Here is a 15,622-nt window from a genome sequence, read left to right on the forward strand (position 1 = left end):
GTTGGCTACGAGAGTTCGGATGTAGATGCCGTTTCGGTGGTATTGCGGAATCGCAGGTTGGTTACGCCGTCGGCAATCGTAGTCTGAAAATCTGCGCGACGGGTGCGTCGACGACGACAGCCGAAATGCCCCGCTCTTCGAACGAGAACGGGGCATCCAGGTTGTCTCGCACAGTTGCCGCGGCGGGCCGGGATCAAAGGTGTGCGTTGACCTCGCCGCTGCCCGCGACTTCGATGCCCGCGCAAGATGATGACCACCGCCCCCAACGAGGACGACCGACCTGTGAGGAAGCTGTGCGGTACTCCTCGTCCTAGATGACCGCTGCGTTCAGTGGCAACGGAATCACGGGATCTGCGGGACCTCTGGCACCTGCGGAACCTGCGGGACCTCCGGAACCTGCGGAACCTCCGGCACCTCCGGCACCTGCGGAACCTCGGGGACCTCCGGCACCTCGGGGACCTCAGGGACCTCCGGCACCTGCGGGACCTCAGGGACCTCCGGCACCTGCGGCACCTCGGGGACCTCCGGAACCTCAGGGACCTGCGGGACCTCCGGAACCTCAGGGACCTGCGGGACCTCGGGGACCTCCGGAACCTCCGGCACCTGCGGAACCTCGGGCACCTCGGGGACCTCCGGGGTGCCCAACCCGGCGGAACCGGTGGAGGGGAGTCCGATCGGCGAGTTCACCACCTCGACCGAGCCGACCCCGGGGGCGGCGACCGCCATGCCGCTACCTGCGATCGCGATTCCCGCCGTTGCGGCGAGAGCAAAGCCGAACGAATGCAACTTGGTCATGTATCAAGCCCCTCGAAGGTTGCCCTGAACGCCCATCGTGTGTGGGCGCCGAGCGTTTCTACCACGATATTCAGGCTTATTCGGCAACGGCTTTGCGGTCGATTGCCAACCAAATGCCAAGTGTTCGATCTGCAATCTTTCAGACTGAGGAATTAGACCTCGCCGGAGCGGACAAAGAAGGCCCTACCTGGCCTTTCTCTACACAAGTATGACTACGGGGACCATCGGGCTATGAACCAACTAGAAGTTTGCGGAAGACCATGCCCCGAAAAATCGGGGCGCACGGCGAAGCCGCTACTCCCCCTCTTTGTCCTCGTCCTTCTTCTCGCACTTGACCACGGGAACCGGGTCGTACTTCACCGTGCGGGTGTGCCGGGAAATCTCCTGCCCCGTTTTGGCATCGCGGATGATGCGGGTGTCGGAGATGGTGAAGCCGGGGGCGCCGGTGGAGGCGATGCAGTCCTTGCCCTCGGGGAGGGTGACGGTGGTCGGCTCAGTGGGCTTGCTGCGCTCGCCGGTGATGGATTCGACGTTCACCGCCTTGGTGCCCCAGAGCCGGACGGTGATGTCCGACCCGCCCGCGACAGCCTCGATGTAGATGCCGTTTTCGGTGTTGTTGCGGAATTGCAGATCGATGGCGCCGTCGAAAACGGTGGCTTCGCGGGCGGCCGGGTAGCGCGAGATGTAGTAGCTGTGCTCGGTGTGGCCCGCGTCCTCCATTCCGGCGAAGTACGCGGCGTTGTAGAGGGTGGTGGCGAATTGGCTGATGCCGCCGCCGACGGCGGTGCTCGGCCTGCCGTGGTCGATGATGCCGGATTCCACATAGCCCTCGGCGGCGCCGCGCGGGCCGGTGAATTCATTGAGCGAGAAGGTGTCACCGGGCTTCACGACCGCGCCGTTCACTTTTTGCGCGACGGTGCGGATATTCACGCCGGAGGGGCCGCTGAAGCCGCTGGTGGTGAATTGGCCGACCGGCTCGACGATCCGCAACGCCTCGGCGGCCTGCGTGGTGAGCTTCGGTTCGACCTTCTCGTACACGGCCGGGCCGGTGCGGCCCGCGCCGGAGGCGACGGCGAGCGCGGCCAGCTGCTCCAGCGTCTTGGGCCAGTTCACCTTCTCGCCGACCACGCCGGGCACCACCCTGGCCGCGCCGCCGCCGACGGCGAACGAGGCGTCCTTCGGCTCCACCTCGGACTTGGCCAGCTGCGGGGCGAGCAGGCCGGTGAGCGCGGGCACGTCGAAGACCGGGGCGAGGCCGCCGGAGCCGTTCGGGACGAAGGTGAGGACGGTCGCGGTCTGGGCCGGGGTGAGCTCGGCGTCGCCGTCGCGGCCCGTGAAGCGGATGGGGGCGCTGACGGCGGGCTGCGCGACGGCGCGCAGCGTCTCGTCGACGGCCTCGGGGCGGACGGTGAGCGGGGCGGGCATGACGGGGAGGTCGAGCGCCTGCGCGGTCACCCAGCCGTTCAGCAGGGTGTCGCGGGCGCCCGCGCCGTCCAGGACCCGGCCCTGGACGGGCGGCACGCCGATCGGGCGGGTGCCGTCGAAGCGGATGGTTCCCTCGACGGTCGGGATGTCGTGCACGCGGATCTCGGTGAAGGTGCGGTCGAGTGCGGCCTCGTCGACCGCGGTGGCCACCGGGACCTCGCGGGTGGTGAAGAAGGAGGCGAGGCGAGTGAACGGGTTGGCCGGTTGATCGCCGACCCTGGCCCAGGTGCCGTCCCAGTCGATCTGCAGGCCGGCGGCGGCGGGGACGATCTGCTCGCGGACGTCGGCGATGGTGAGGTCGAGGGGCTGGGTGGAGCGGGCCTCGTAGCGGGAGCGCAGGACGACGTCGGCCTTGGCGGTGTCCATGCCGCCGACGTCGATGCCCGCGACGACCGTGCCGCGCGGGACCTGGCCGGAGGAGAGGAACCAGTCGGCGGCGTAGGCGAGGCCGGCGACGGCGAGTACCGCGCCCGCGGCTATGCCCGCTTTGCGCGCGGCGTTCGACTTGAGGAAGTCGGCGAAGGTGCGTTGCCGCGGGTGGGCGCCGCGGGGGCGGGAACCGTCGCCGTTCGTGCGGGCGCGGGTGGTTCCGGGTGGGCGGGTGTCCGTGCCCGCGCGGGGGTTCGGCGCCGGTGGGCCGGGGCGGGTGGCGCCTGCGCGCGGACCGGTCTCGGTGCGCGGGCCGGTATCCGGGCGACGTCCGGCGTCGGGGCGAGGTCCGGCCTCGGAGCGCGGACCGGCTGCCTGGTACGGGCCGGCGTTGGAGCGCGAGCCGGTGTCGAAATCAGGCTCGATACGGCCGCCCGGCCCGGCGTTGGAACGGCCGCTCGCGCCGGGCCCAAAGTCGGGACGGCCACCTGAGCCGGAGCCGCCATCAGGGCGGGAACCTGAGCCGAAATTGCCATCAGGGCGGGAGCCGGAGACGAAACCGCCATCACCGCGCCCATCGGGACCAGGACCGCCGTCGGGACGCGCACCAGGGGTGAAACCGCGCCCGCCGGGACCAGCTTCGCCGTGGGGGCGCGAGCCGGGGGCGAAACCACCGTCGCCCCGTCCACCGGACCCAGAAGCGCCATCAGCGCGCCCACCCGGCCCGGCACCCACATCGGAACGCCCCCCGGGAGCGCGACCGGGCCTACCGGCCCCGGCCCCCTCCACCCCCTCCGGCTCGCCCCAGAAGGCGAACCCCGCCCCGGCACTCCGCACCGGCGCCCCGCGGGGCGGGCTCTGCATCGGCTGCGTCGAGGCACGCGAATTCCACGCCTCAAGCTCCTCGGTCGCCGGCTCCCCGGCGATAGCGGGCCCTTCGGCCCGGCCGCGCGGCACCTGCGTCGGATTCCGATGATTGGCGAACTGCTCGGTTGGGTACTGATCGGTGGGTGACACCGGAGCGGGCGAGGCACCCGGATCGGGAACCTGGGTACCTTCGAGGAGCCTGCGCAACCCCACTTCGGTCCCGGAACGGCGGTCGCGCCGCCCCGAACTCGACTCGTCGGTCACGAACGGTCCTCCCCGCTGGAATGCACTTGTCGGACCCACACGGCGCGGGTCCTCGCCCACGATAATGGGCCACCCCGACGTCAGCAGCACGGACGAGCGGTGGCAAATCACCCGCAACGCCGGTGGCCGACACGCCGAAGGGCTCCGCGCAGTTGCCGGGTCGGGGGTCTGGCAACTACGCGGAGCCCACCTGCATATCGGCACCCCACACGGGGCGTTACAGCCCGCGCGGAATTTCTTCGGGTTCCGCTCGATCACGTCGGCGTGCGAGTTGCCGCTCCCGCGCGGAAGAATCAAGGCCACGACCCCCGGGGGCGTCGCACCGCGGGCACCGGCACCGACGAACGAGGAGTGGAACGGCATGCAGCTGGGAATGATCGGTCTTGGCCGGATGGGGGCGAACATCGTCCGCCGGGTGGTCGCGGACGGGCACACCGCCGTCGGCCTCGACCGGCAACACAGCAACATCGAAGCGCTCGCCGGTGAGCTCGGTGACCAGTTCGTCGGGACCACCGAGTTGGCCGACTTCGTCGGTGCCCTGCAGGCGCCGCGGGTGGTGTGGGCGATGATCCCGGCGGGGGCGACCAGCGCCCTCATCGACCAGGTCGCCGAGTTGCTGGAGCCGGGCGACATCGTCATCGACGGGGGCAACAGCCGCTACCACGAGGACATCGCGCGGGCCGCGAAGCTGAAACCGCTCGGGCTGCACTACGTCGACATCGGCACCTCGGGCGGGGTCTTCGGCCGCACCCGCGGGTTCTGCCTGATGATCGGCGGCGAGGCGGAGGCGGTCGCGCACCTCGACCCGCTGCTGCAGTCGATCGCCCCCGGTTTCGAGACCGCCGAGCGCACCCCCGGTCGCACCGGCGAGCCCGCCCCCGCCGAGCGGGGGTACCTGCACTGCGGCCCGGCCGGGGCGGGGCACTTCGTGAAGATGGTGCACAACGGCATCGAGTACGGGGCCATGGCCGCCTATGCCGAGGGGCTCAACATCCTGCACCGGGCGAACCTGGGCACGGTCGACCCGAAGGAGTTCTCCGCCGAGGAGACGCCGTTGGAGCGGCCCGAGTTGTACCGCTACGACCTGGACGTGCCGGAGATCACCGAGGTGTGGCGGCGCGGGTCGGTGGTCGCCTCCTGGTTGCTCGATCTCACCGCCGCCGAGTTGCACGCCGATCCGAACCTGGACGCCTTCGGGGGTCGGGTCTCCGATTCCGGAGAGGGCCGTTGGACGCTCGACGCCGCCATCGACACCGGCGTGCCGGTCCCGGTCCTCGCCTCGGCGCTGTTCGCGCGGTTCTCCTCGCGGGGGGAGGCGCAGTATGCGGACAAAGTGCTTTCGGCCATGCGGAAGGCGTTCGGGGGGCATGAGGAGTTGGCTGGCGGGTGATTCGGCAGAATTCTGCCGAAGAGCGGTCCAGAGCCGAGGAATCTCCCATTCAATCGAGTCAATCGGTTGAATTCTGCCTATTCGGCGTAAACTCACCTTCATAGCTGCCACTGCCGGAGAAATCGGCAGAATCTTGCCTATCGGAGGGTGTATGTCGGTGCGAGAGATCGGCAGCGCTATCCGCGCCGCCCGGCGCCGGTATCGGCTCACCCAGGAGCAGCTGGCCGAACTCGCGGGTACCTCGACCCGCACCGTCCGGGCGATCGAACACGGCACCGGCTCGACCGGCATCGGCACCGTCGCCGCGGTGGCGGGAACGGTCGGCCTTGCGATCGGCATCGTCGAATGAGCGATCTCCAGGACCTGAGGCAGGTCACCGCGGCCGACGTATTCAAGGCGGGCCGCCGCGCCGCCCGGCTCACCCGGAACCAGGACGGTGGTGTCGACTTCGGCTACCACCCCGACTACCTTCCGGACGGCCAGCCGATCGCGTTCACCCTCCCGGTCGGGCCGGAGATACTCCGGCGCCCGGCCGGTGCGGTACCGCCGTACTTCGCGGGGTTGCTGCCGGAGGGGCGGCGCCTCACCGTCCTGCGGCGAGCGGTGAAGACGAGCGAGGACGACGAGCTCAGTCTGCTGCTCGCGGTCGGCACCGACGCCCCCGGTGACGTGCAGGTGGTACCCGCCGGACGGTTGCCCGCCGACACTCCCGCGCTACTGCACGATGCGGAGCCGGCGGACCTGGAGTTCGGCCGGTTGCTCGATTCCGTCGACCCACATGCCATTCCGGGCGTGCAACCCAAGGCCAGCGCGTCGATGATCAGCCTTCCGCTCACCACGCACCTTGGCAGTTTCATCCTGAAATTGCCGCAACCGGAGTACCCGCACCTGATCGAGAACGAGTTCGCGCACCTGCTGGCCGCGCGCGACTTGCGCATTCCGGTTGCGGAGGCCGAACTGGTGACCGATCGCACCGGCACCACCGGGCTGCTGGTTCGCCGTTTCGACCGGACCGCCGAGTCCGGTCGTCTGCCCTTCGAGGACGCCGCACAGGTGCTGGGCCTGCCCCCCGCGTCCAAGTACCTGCCCGAGAGCGCGGACCTCGTCCGTGCCCTCGCCGGCGTTACCGCCGCGCCCGCTGTCGCGGTGCGAAACCTGTACCTGCAGTTCTTCTTCGCCTGGCTGACCGGAAACGGCGATCTGCACGCCAAGAACGTCGGTGTACTCCGCGCTGCCGAGGGCGGCTGGGTGGTCGCGCCGATCTACGACATCCCGAGCACCCTGATCTACGACGACGACGCCATGGCCGTCCCGATCGCGGGCCGCACCCGCAACCTGCGTGCCAGGGACTGGATCGCCTTCGCTGCCGACATCGGGCTCACCGAACGCGCCGCCGCCTCCGCCCGGCACGTTGCCCTACGCGCCGCCGACGGGGTCGACTACGCCCGCCTCCCCTTCACCGGATCACCCCTGCACCGGCTCGAACGCGAACTTCGAGCCCGCCGCCACGAACTGGACCGCTTCTGATCGGGGGTGGCGAACGGGAGCGGCACCCGGGCCTGAAACCCGGGTGCCGCAATGGAAAAGGCGATGAGCTAGCGCTCGATGATCGCCACGACTCCCTGCCCACCGGCGGCGCAGATGGAGACCAGCGCCCGGCCCCCACCGTTCTCGGCGAGCAACTTGGCGGTCGAGGCCACGATCCGCCCGCCGGTGGCGGCGAACGGGTGGCCGGCGGCGAGCGAGGAGCCGTTGACGTTGAGCTTGCTGCGGTCGATGGGGCCGAGCGCGGCGTCGAGGCCGAGGCGCTCCTTGCAGTAGGCGTCGGATTCCCAGGCGGCGAGGGTGCAGAGGACGACGGAGGCGAAGGCCTCGTGGATCTCGTAGTAGTCGAAGTCCTGCAGGGTGAGGCCGTTGCGGGCGAGCAGCCGGGGGACGGCGTAGGTGGGGGCCATGAGCAGGCCGTCGGGGCCGTGGATGTAGTCGACGGCGGCGACCTCGCTGTCCACCAGGTGCGCGAGGACCGGGAGGTTGCGCTCGGCGGCCCACTCCTCGCTGGAGAGCAGCACCGCGGAGGCGCCGTCGGTGAGCGGGGTGGAGTTGCCCGCGGTCATGGTGGCGTCGCCCGCCTTGACGCCGAAGACCGGCTTCAGGGTGGCGAGTTTCTCGATGGTGGAGCCGGGGCGCAGGTTGTCGTCCCTGGTCAGACCCAGGAAGGGGGTGATGAGGTCGTCGAAGAAGCCGCGGTCGTAGGCGGCGGCCATGTTGCGGTGCGAGAGGTAGGCGAGCTCGTCCTGCGCCTCGCGCGCGATGCCGAACTCCTTCGCCGTGATGGCGGCGTGCTCGCCCATGGAGAGGCCGGTGCGCGGCTCGGCGTTGCGCGGGATCTCGATGCCGACCATGCCCGGCCGCAGCCTGCCGACGAGCTTGGCGCGGTCCTTGCCGGTCTTGGCGCGGTTGATGTCGAGCAGCAGCTCGCGCAGCCCCTCGCTGACGCCGATCGGGGCGTCCGAGGTGGTATCCGTACCGCCGCCGATGCCCGCCTCGATGCGGCCGAGCGCGATGGCGTCGCCGACCGTGACGACGGCCTGCAGGCCGGTGCCGCAGGCGAGCTGCAGGTCGTGCGCGGGGGTGTACGGCGAGAGGGTGCTGCCGAGTACGCTCTCCCGGATCAGGCTGTGCTCGCCGACCCGCTTGAGCACGGCGCCGCCGGTGACCATCCCGAGCCGCTCGCCCTGCAGCCCGAACCGGCTGACCAGCCCGTCCAGCGCCGCGGTGAACATGTCCTGATTGGAGGCGTGCGCGTAGGCCTTGTCGGAACGGGCAAACGGAATGCGGTTGCCGCCCACGATCGCGACCGGGCGCGTGGACGTGTTCTTGGCTGAGGTGGTCACTCGTGTCTCCCCGTCGTGGTCGGTGTTTACACTAAACTTACTCTGGAGTAAGTTATTTGTCGACACAGCACCCCAGCACGCCGACATCCGAGAGAAAAGGTAGGAACAGTGGCCAAGTCCTCTGCCGCCAAAGGTGCGCCCAACCTCTACGGCTCCTTCGTCCACTCCGGCCCCGGCAAGTTCCTGGCGGGGAAGCTGGGGCTGCCGCAGCCGGAAGCGCTGCGCCGGTACAAGCAGGGTGAACCGGCGCTGCCCGGCCCGGTGCTGCTCGGCGGCAAGGGCCGGGTGGCCGAGCCGATCCGGGCGCTGCTCTCCGACTACACCTTCGCCGACACGCTCGCCCAGGGCACCAAGTACGGCGCGCTGGTCTTCGACGCCACCGGCATCGGCACCGTGGAGGAGCTCTCCCAGCTCTTCGAGTTCTTCCAGCCGGCCATGCGCAGCATCGCGCCCTCCGGCCGGGTGCTCGTCGTCGGCACCACCCCGGAGTTGACCGCTTCGGCCGACGAGCAGATCGCGCAGCGCGCGCTGGAGGGCTTCACCCGCAGCGTCGGCAAGGAGCTGCTCCGCGGCGGCACCGCGCAGCTGGTCTACCTGCACCCGGAGGCGTCGCCGGCCGCGACGGGGCTGGAGTCGACGCTGCGCTTCGTGCTCTCGGCCAAGTCCGCGTTCGTCGACGGCCAGGTCATCCGGGTCGGCAAGGACGACGCCGCGGTCACCGGGCTGGACTGGGATCGCCCGCTGGCGGGCAAGGTCGCCGTGGTCACCGGTGCGGCGCGCGGCATCGGCGCCACCATCGCCGAGGTCTTCGCGCGCGACGGCGCGACCGTGATCGTGGCCGACATCCCGGCCGCGGGCGAGGCGCTCTCGCAGACCGCGAACAAGGTCGGCGGCACCGCGCTGGCGCTGGACGTCACCGCGCCGGACGCCGCCGAGAAGCTGGCCGAATTCGTCACCGGCCGCTTCGGCAAGCTGGACATCATCGTGCACAACGCCGGCATCACCCGCGACAAGCTGCTCGCCAATATGGACGAGGGCCGCTGGAACTCGGTCATCAACGTCAACCTGGCCGCGCCGCACCGGATCACCGAGGGGCTGGTCGCCAGGGGCGCGCTCGCCGAGGGCGGCCGGGTGATCGACGTCTCCTCGATCGCGGGCATCGCGGGCAACCGCGGCCAGACCAATTACGGCGCCTCCAAGGCGGGCGTGATCGGCATGGTGAACGCCGAGGCGCCGAAGCTGGCGGAGCAGGGCATCACCATCAACGCGGTGGCCCCCGGCTTCATCGAGACGGCCATGACCGCGGCCATCCCGGTCGCCACCCGCGAGGGCGGGCGGCTGCTCAGCTCGCTGCTGCAGGGCGGGCAGACCGTCGACGTCGCGGAGACCATCGCCTACTTCGCCGGTCCGGCCTCGAACGCGGTGAACGGCAACATCCTCCGCGTTTGCGGCCAGGCCATGATCGGGGCGTGACGGTGCCCGTGCATAAAGGGACCGACGTGATCACCATCGACCAGCCGAAATCGAACGGCAGCCTGTACCTGAAGGCCGCGCTCGGCGCGGTGCCGCTCGGCAAGCGCGGCTCCGCCATCCCGGATCGGGCGATCGAGCTGAACGGCCTCCGGGTCGACCCGGAGCACCTGGCCGCCTACTGCCGGGCCACCGGGCTGCGCTTCAGCGACGCGCTGCCGCTCACCTACCCGTTCATCCTCACCTTCCCGGTGGTGATGCAGCTGGTGGTGGCGCGCGACTTCCCGTTCGTCGCGGTCGGCGCGGTGCACGCGGAGAACCTGATCGAGCGGACCAGGGACATCTCGGTCGCCGAGCCGCTCGACATCACCGCGCACATCGAGAATTTGCGCGAGCACCCGAAGGGGCTGCTGGTCGACGCGATCAGCGAGATCCGGGTCGGGCGCGAGCTGGTCTGGCGGCAGGTGACGACCTTCCTGCACCAGCAGCGCACCTCGCTCTCCGGCGGGCCGAAGGCCGAGCCCAAGCCGGACGAGGTCCCGCCGCCGCCGCTGCTCACCTGGCGGCCGGATCAGCAGCAGATCAGCCGGTACGCGGCCGCCTCCGGCGACCGCAACCCGATCCACGTCTCGGCGCTCGGCGCCAAGGCGTTCGGGTTCCCGAAGCCGATCGCGCACGGCATGTGGTCGGCGGCCAAGATCCTCGGCGCGGTCGAGGGGCGGGTGCCCGGCAAGGTGGCGTACGCGGTGAAGTTCGGGAAGCCGATCCTGCTTCCGTCGTCGGTGAACGTCTACGCCGACCGGGTGGAGGGTGGGTGGGATCTCGCCCTGCGCAACCCCAAGAAGGGGTATCCGCACCTGACCGGCACGTTGCGCTGAGTTCTGCCGCCCGCGGCGAAGTTCTGCCGGCGGCGGAAGACGAGGGGCCGCACCTCCAGGGGGAGGTGCGGCCCTTCGCGTCGGGCGGCGTGGCCCGCGCGGCCGCCCGGGTCGGTGCGGCTGTGCGGGGCGGTCAGCAGTTGCAGTCGCAGTCGCAGCAGCCGCACTCGCAGCAGTCGCAGTCGGAGCAGCAGTTGCTGCAATCGCAGCAGCTGCCGCAGTCGCAGCCTTCGCCGCAGTCGCCGCACTCCATCCGGGAGAGCCAGGCGTCCTTGCGCTCGCCGCTGCAGGGGCGGCGGTGCGAGGCGAAACAGGCGTAGCCGGAGGGGTATTGGAAGAGCAGGCCGAGCCCCTCGAGCAGGTTCGGCTTCTGGCCGGGCGCCTCGGGGAAGACGGCGACCGGGTGGTGCCGGGGCGGGCGCTTGGCGCGCAGCACGCCGACTTCGTGGCCGAGGCGGTGCAGGAGCCCCTCGAGCGGGTCGAGGAGCACCCAGCGCACGGTCGGGGTGGTGTCGAGTCCGGCGTCGGTGATGGCGGTGTGCAGGCCGCGCTCGGCCCGGCGCATGGCGCGGTACGCCTCGACCCGGTCGGTGCCGGTGGCGGTGAGCGGGTTGAACTTGCCCGCGGCCAGGTCGTCGTCGAGATCCTCGACCGCGTCGGCCAGGTGCGCCAGCGCGCCGAAGTGCCTGCCGACCGCGCGCAGCGGTTCGATGTTCTCCGGCTTGCCTGCCAGCACCGCGGTGTGCGCGACGAGTTCGCCCGCGCAGAAGGCGCTCGGCGCGAGCAGGTCTTCCAGGGTGAGCTGGGCGTGCTGCTCCAGCCGGGACTGCTCGGCGATGGCCGCGACCATCGGCCCGATGTCGAGCCCGATCGAACTCGCCTGAACGGCCGCCTTTTTCGCCCAGCGGCCGGAGACCGCGGCGACCGGGCGGCGCGCACCCCGCCGGATATCGCCGTCGCGGACGTGGTCATCCAGCTTGGCCGAGCCGAGCAGCAGCGAGGCGGTGCTCGCCAGCCGGACCCCCGGCGAGGTCGCGACCTCGGCCTTCCGCATGCCGCGCAGCGCGCACGGCCCGACCCCGGTGCGCACCGGGGCGGCCGCCGACTGCGCCTCGGTGAGCACGGTCAGCGCCATGGCGTCGGTATTGGTCGCGGTCCGGGCCAGCTGCCCGTGCTCGTCGCGGAGCCCGAGGCAGAGCCCGCACAGCTGGGCGTACCACTCGCCGGGAGCTATCCCGTGTCTGACCGCGCCGTGCGGACACGGCGTGAGGACTCCGAACATCGCAACCTCTACTCGGACTTCTTGCGGCCTGCCAGGCCGCGCCAGGCCAGGTCGTCGAGGAGGGCGACGGCCTCGGCGACCTCGATGCGGCCGCCGGCGACCCGGTCGGCGATGGCCTCGCCCGCACCGATCACGGCTGCGGCGACAATATCGAAGTTGGTGCTCGGATCGGCATAGCGGGCGCTGGATTCGAGCAGTTTCGCGGTGAGTTCGATAACCCGCTCCCTGGCGTTCTCGATCTCGGAGGCGAAGGTCTCCTGCCCGATCGCCTGCCGGTAGAGCACCTGCCAGGACTTACGGTTGCTGTCGACGAAGCCGAGGAACCCCTCCAGCGCGGTGCGGAGCTGCTCGTGCGGGGTGAGGTGCGGATTTCCCGCGGGCGCGACGGACTCGATGAAGCGTAGCCCCTCGCGCTGGATGCAGGCGCGGAAGAGCTCGTCCTTGGAGCCGTAGTAGAGGTAGAGCATGGGCTTGGAGATCTTCGCCTCGGCGGCGATGGCATCCATCGAGGTGTCGTGGAAGCCCTTCCGCGAGAACACCTCGACCGCGGCGTCCAGCATCTGCTGCTCCCGCACCGCCCGAGGGAGCCGCTTCGTTCCGCCCGCCATCCACTCTCTCCTACCGCATGGTGAGGCTCCTATATTACTCCAAGGTAAGTTCGCGCGAGCCCTAAATAGCCCAGCATTCGCCGGGGGTGCTCAGCAGGCGGGTAGCGCGCCCTTGTAGGCGGCCATGCGCAGCACCGAGGCGTCGACCCGGGTGAGCGGCAGCCTGCCGGTGGCGACGGCCTGCTCCAGCCGGTCCAGCACCGATGGGACGGCGTCGGTGCTGATCCAGAGGGCATTGTCGGCGCCGGCGACCAGGGCGGCCTCGACCGCCTCCTCGATCGACATCCGGTCGGTGATCGCTGCCATGCCGCCCAGGTCGTCGGTGAAGATCGGGCCGGTGAACGGCGCTGCGCCGTAGCCGGTGCCGTTGCGCAGCAGCGCCATCACCTCGGGGCTGATGCTGGCGGGGACGTTCGCGGTGGTCAGCCCGGGCACGTCCAGGTGCCCGATCATGACGCCGAGGCCGGAGCCGACCAGGTTGCGGAACGGCACCAGGTCGATGGCCTGCAGCTGGGCCAGGGGCGGGGTGCGCACGGCGCCGGTGTGCGAATCGCCGGAGCCGGAGCCGTGGCCGGGGAAGTGCTTGAGCACGCCGCCGACGCCGGTCTCGTGCAGCGCGCGGATGTAGGCGTCGGCGTAGGCGGTGACGGTCTCCGGGTCGGCGGAGAACGAGCGGTCGCCAATCACGGTGTCGTCCGGCTGGCTGCTGACGTCGATGTCGGGGGCGAAGTTCACGGTCACGCCGAGCTCGCGCAGCTTGGTGAGGCGCTGCACCGAGGCGGTGTAGAACTCGTCCGGGCTCATGGTCTGCGCGACCACGCGGGAGGACGGCGCGACGCCGATCAGGTCCTTCACCCGGGAGACGCGGCCGCCCTCCTCGTCGATGGTGACCATGAGCGGGATCGCCGACGCGGCCTTGACCGGCTTGATCTGCCCGCCCGCGAGCAGCGCGCGATCGGTCCAGCCGCCGATGAAGATGCCGCCGATCTGCTCGGTGCGCACCACGTTCGCCGCGTCCCCGGCGTCGGTCACGCCGACGGTGAGCAGCTGGGCCAGCTTCTGCCTGGTCGTGAGGGTGGCGAGGAACTCGGCGCCGCAGTCGCGGGCGACGGTGGTGACCGCGGGGGGCGCGGTGACCGGGGCGGTGGTGGTGGTCTCGGTGGCGGTGCGGGCGACGTCGCCGCTCGAGCAGGCGGTGGCGGCCGCGGCGATGAGGGCGAGCAGCAGCAGTGGCGGTCTCCGCATGGGGGTTCACGGTAGTGGGGTGCGGCGCCGGGGTTCGCGGCGGGTTGATTGCGGGGGTGTTTCGCGGGGTGACATCGCGGGGCGTGGATCGCGAGGCCGCCGTTTCGTGGTCGTTTCCGGTGCGCGAGCGGCGGTCCCGCCCTGCGGGCGGTTCACCTTAATCATGTTGCTGCACAACACGATTGATGTCGCGGCGGCACACGTGGTGGTGAGAATCCGGCAATCGGCACTTGTTCCCGACGTAACCATTCGGCAATAGCGCACTCGTGTACTCGATGACATCCCGAAACGCACTATTCCCCGAGGAGTCCCGGTGTCCGCACCCACCACGACCGATATCGACAAGGCCATCGAGGCGAACATCGCCGCATCGCTGGCCGAGATCCCGCACCCGGCGCTGCCGAAGGGCAGCAATATCTACGGCGCCACCAAGATCTTCCCGGACTACCGGGCGGAGGCGGGCGAGACCTACTTCACCCTGGTGCACGGGATCGCGCACGAATCCTCGGTGAGCTTCGTCGCGATCCTGCAGGCGACGAGGGCGCTGCGGAAGGGGTTCGAGTCGGCCATCTACTTCTACGGGCCCGGCGCCATCAACGCCGTCGCCACCCGCGGCTTCCCGACCACCGGGGACAGCGGGTTCCCCGGCGAGCAGAACATCAACGACGCGCTGGCGACCTTCATCAAAGAGGGCGGGAAGGTGTTCGCCTGCCGGTTCGGGCTGGCGCTGCACGGGGCGCGCGAGGAGGACCTGATCGAGGGCGTCATCCCGGCGCATCCGCTGGACGTGCAGGACGCGCTGATCCATTACGCCCGCAAGGGCGCCATTATCAACTCGACCTATCAGCTGTAGGACCAGCGATGAGCAATCTGTCGACCCGGATCGATCTGGCGCTGCTCGGTGTCCGCGTCGACGCGCCGGTCTCGCGGCGCGCGGGCGCGGGGCCGAGCGATGACGGGCACGTGCTCATCGGGGGCGTCGGCGCGGCGATTCCCCTGCGATCGGACAGCCCGTACTCGGTGCGGGACAACAGGTTGCTGCTGGACGGTGCCGATCTGGGGCTCGAGGTCGAGCCGGTCCGCAGGCCCGCCTTCTACGACCTGCGCACCGCCGACGGGGTCGGCTACGACAAGATCGCCCGGCTGCACGGCAAAGACGTGCTCGCCACGACCGTCGTGCAGACCTGCATCCGGTACGGCGCGGAGCAGCGCTGCCGGTTCTGCGCCATCGAGGCGTCGCTGGCCGCCGGTGACACCGTCGCGGTGAAGCGGCCGGAGCAGCTGGCCGAGGTCGCGGCGGCCGCGGTGCGGCTGGACGGGGTGCGGCAGATGGTGATGACCACCGGCACCTCGGCGGCGAAGGACCGCGGGGCGCGGCACCTGGCCCGCTGTGTGCGGGCGGTCAAGGCGGCGGTGCCCGAGCTGGCGATCCAGGTGCAGTGCGAGCCGCCGGGTGACCTGGCGACGCTCTCCGAGCTGCGCGAAGCGGGCGCCGATGCCATCGGCATCCACGTGGAGTCGCTGGACGACGCGGTGCGCGCCCGCTGGATGCCGGGCAAGGCGACGGTTCCGCTGGCCGAGTACCGGGCCGCGTGGGCGGAGGCGGTCCGGGTCTTCGGCCGCAACCAGGTCTCGACCTACCTGCTGGTCGGCTTGGGCGAGGATCCGGACGAGCTGGTGGCGGGGGCGGCCGAGCTGATCGAGCTCGGGGTCTACCCGTTCGTCGTCCCCTTCCGCCCGCTGGCCGGGACGCTCGCCGTTGCCGTCGACCGGGCGGTGGCGCCGCCGTCCGCGCTGGTGCGCGACGTGACCGTCCGGGTCGGCGCCCTGCTCGAGGCGGCCGGGATGCGGGGGTCCGGCCAGAAGGCGGGCTGCGCCGCCTGCGGAGCCTGCAGCCTCCTGCAGAACGCCGGAGGGTGAGATGTCAGCGATCTCAGCCCACACCGCGGGCCAGGCGGGCGCGGTTGCCCGCGAACCGAACATTCCCGCAGCTCCGGCCGCACCGGCGCACGCCCCCACGGCCGAAATCAGCCCGGCTCCAGGCACCCGGCCCCACCCCACGGCCGAAATCGGTC

13 protein-coding genes are annotated in these 15,622 nt (G+C 70.7%); 7 read left to right on the forward strand and 6 right to left on the reverse strand.

What is annotated here, in order from left to right; genetic code table 11:
* Positions 1-342 precede the first annotated feature (342 nt).
* Together LTT61_RS17295 and LTT61_RS17300 are read right to left on the reverse strand one after the other, a co-directional pair.
* Entirely contained in the window at positions 343-795 is a 453-nt protein-coding gene (locus LTT61_RS17295; RefSeq protein ID WP_233015019.1) for a hypothetical protein, read from the reverse strand.
* 294 nt (positions 796-1,089) lie between these two features.
* Positions 1,090-2,646, reverse strand: a complete 1,557-nt coding sequence (locus tag LTT61_RS17300; RefSeq protein ID WP_233015021.1) for a VanW family protein — start codon at positions 2,644-2,646, stop codon at positions 1,090-1,092.
* 1,495 nt (positions 2,647-4,141) lie between these two features.
* Here LTT61_RS17300 and gnd point away from each other — a divergent pair.
* The 3 genes from gnd (at position 4,142) to LTT61_RS17315 (ending at position 6,697) form a co-directional block, all read left to right on the forward strand.
* Positions 4,142-5,170 carry a phosphogluconate dehydrogenase (NAD(+)-dependent, decarboxylating) gene (gene gnd / locus LTT61_RS17305; protein WP_233015023.1) on the forward strand — a complete coding sequence of 343 codons (1,029 nt, stop codon included), beginning with the start codon at positions 4,142-4,144 and terminating at the stop codon, positions 5,168-5,170.
* A 151-nt stretch (positions 5,171-5,321) separates the two neighbouring features.
* Entirely contained in the window at positions 5,322-5,519 is a 198-nt protein-coding gene (locus tag LTT61_RS17310) for a helix-turn-helix domain-containing protein (protein ID WP_233015025.1), read from the forward strand.
* Entirely contained in the window at positions 5,516-6,697 is a 1,182-nt protein-coding gene (locus LTT61_RS17315; RefSeq protein ID WP_233015027.1) for a type II toxin-antitoxin system HipA family toxin, read from the forward strand. The genes LTT61_RS17310 and LTT61_RS17315 overlap by 4 nt, the downstream gene beginning before the upstream one ends.
* Positions 6,698-6,765: 68 nt before the next feature.
* Here LTT61_RS17315 and LTT61_RS17320 read toward each other — a convergent pair whose 3' ends face one another.
* Positions 6,766-8,064: an acetyl-CoA C-acetyltransferase gene (locus tag LTT61_RS17320; protein WP_233015029.1), complete on the reverse strand. Its 1,299-nt coding sequence runs from the start codon at positions 8,062-8,064 to the stop codon at positions 6,766-6,768.
* A 108-nt stretch (positions 8,065-8,172) separates the two neighbouring features.
* On the opposite strand from LTT61_RS17320, the gene LTT61_RS17325 reads away from it, so the two are divergent.
* Together LTT61_RS17325 and LTT61_RS17330 are read left to right on the forward strand one after the other, a co-directional pair.
* Positions 8,173-9,537 (forward strand): 3-oxoacyl-ACP reductase, encoded by a 1,365-nt coding sequence (locus LTT61_RS17325; RefSeq protein WP_233015032.1) that lies wholly within the window; start codon positions 8,173-8,175, stop codon positions 9,535-9,537.
* A 26-nt stretch (positions 9,538-9,563) separates the two neighbouring features.
* On the forward strand, positions 9,564-10,412 hold the full coding sequence (locus LTT61_RS17330) for a MaoC family dehydratase (RefSeq protein WP_420094818.1): 849 nt from the start codon (positions 9,564-9,566) through the stop codon (positions 10,410-10,412).
* 133 nt (positions 10,413-10,545) lie between these two features.
* Here the strand turns inward: LTT61_RS17330 and LTT61_RS17335 are convergent, their stop codons facing one another.
* The 3 genes from LTT61_RS17335 to LTT61_RS17345 all read right to left on the reverse strand — a co-directional run bounded on the left by LTT61_RS17335 (position 10,546) and on the right by LTT61_RS17345 (position 13,547).
* Complete coding sequence (locus tag LTT61_RS17335; protein WP_233015034.1) at positions 10,546-11,694, reverse strand: DUF5685 family protein; 1,149 nt, start codon at positions 11,692-11,694, stop codon at positions 10,546-10,548.
* Positions 11,695-11,702: 8 nt separating this feature from the next.
* On the reverse strand, positions 11,703-12,302 hold the full coding sequence (locus LTT61_RS17340) for a TetR/AcrR family transcriptional regulator (RefSeq protein ID WP_233015036.1): 600 nt from the start codon (positions 12,300-12,302) through the stop codon (positions 11,703-11,705).
* Positions 12,303-12,392: 90 nt separating this feature from the next.
* Entirely contained in the window at positions 12,393-13,547 is a 1,155-nt protein-coding gene (locus LTT61_RS17345; protein WP_233015038.1) for a glycoside hydrolase family 3 N-terminal domain-containing protein, read from the reverse strand.
* A 313-nt stretch (positions 13,548-13,860) separates the two neighbouring features.
* On the opposite strand from LTT61_RS17345, the gene LTT61_RS17350 reads away from it, so the two are divergent.
* Positions 13,861-14,400 (forward strand): MSMEG_0572/Sll0783 family nitrogen starvation response protein, encoded by a 540-nt coding sequence (locus tag LTT61_RS17350; protein WP_233015040.1) that lies wholly within the window; start codon positions 13,861-13,863, stop codon positions 14,398-14,400.
* An 8-nt stretch (positions 14,401-14,408) separates the two neighbouring features.
* On the forward strand, positions 14,409-15,467 hold the full coding sequence (locus LTT61_RS17355; RefSeq protein ID WP_233015042.1) for an MSMEG_0568 family radical SAM protein: 1,059 nt from the start codon (positions 14,409-14,411) through the stop codon (positions 15,465-15,467).
* Positions 15,468-15,622: the final 155 nt, after the last annotated feature.

Origin of the sequence: Nocardia asteroides (assembly GCF_021183625.1) — a bacterium.
Taxonomy (GTDB): Bacteria; Actinomycetota; Actinomycetes; order Mycobacteriales; family Mycobacteriaceae; genus Nocardia; species Nocardia asteroides_A.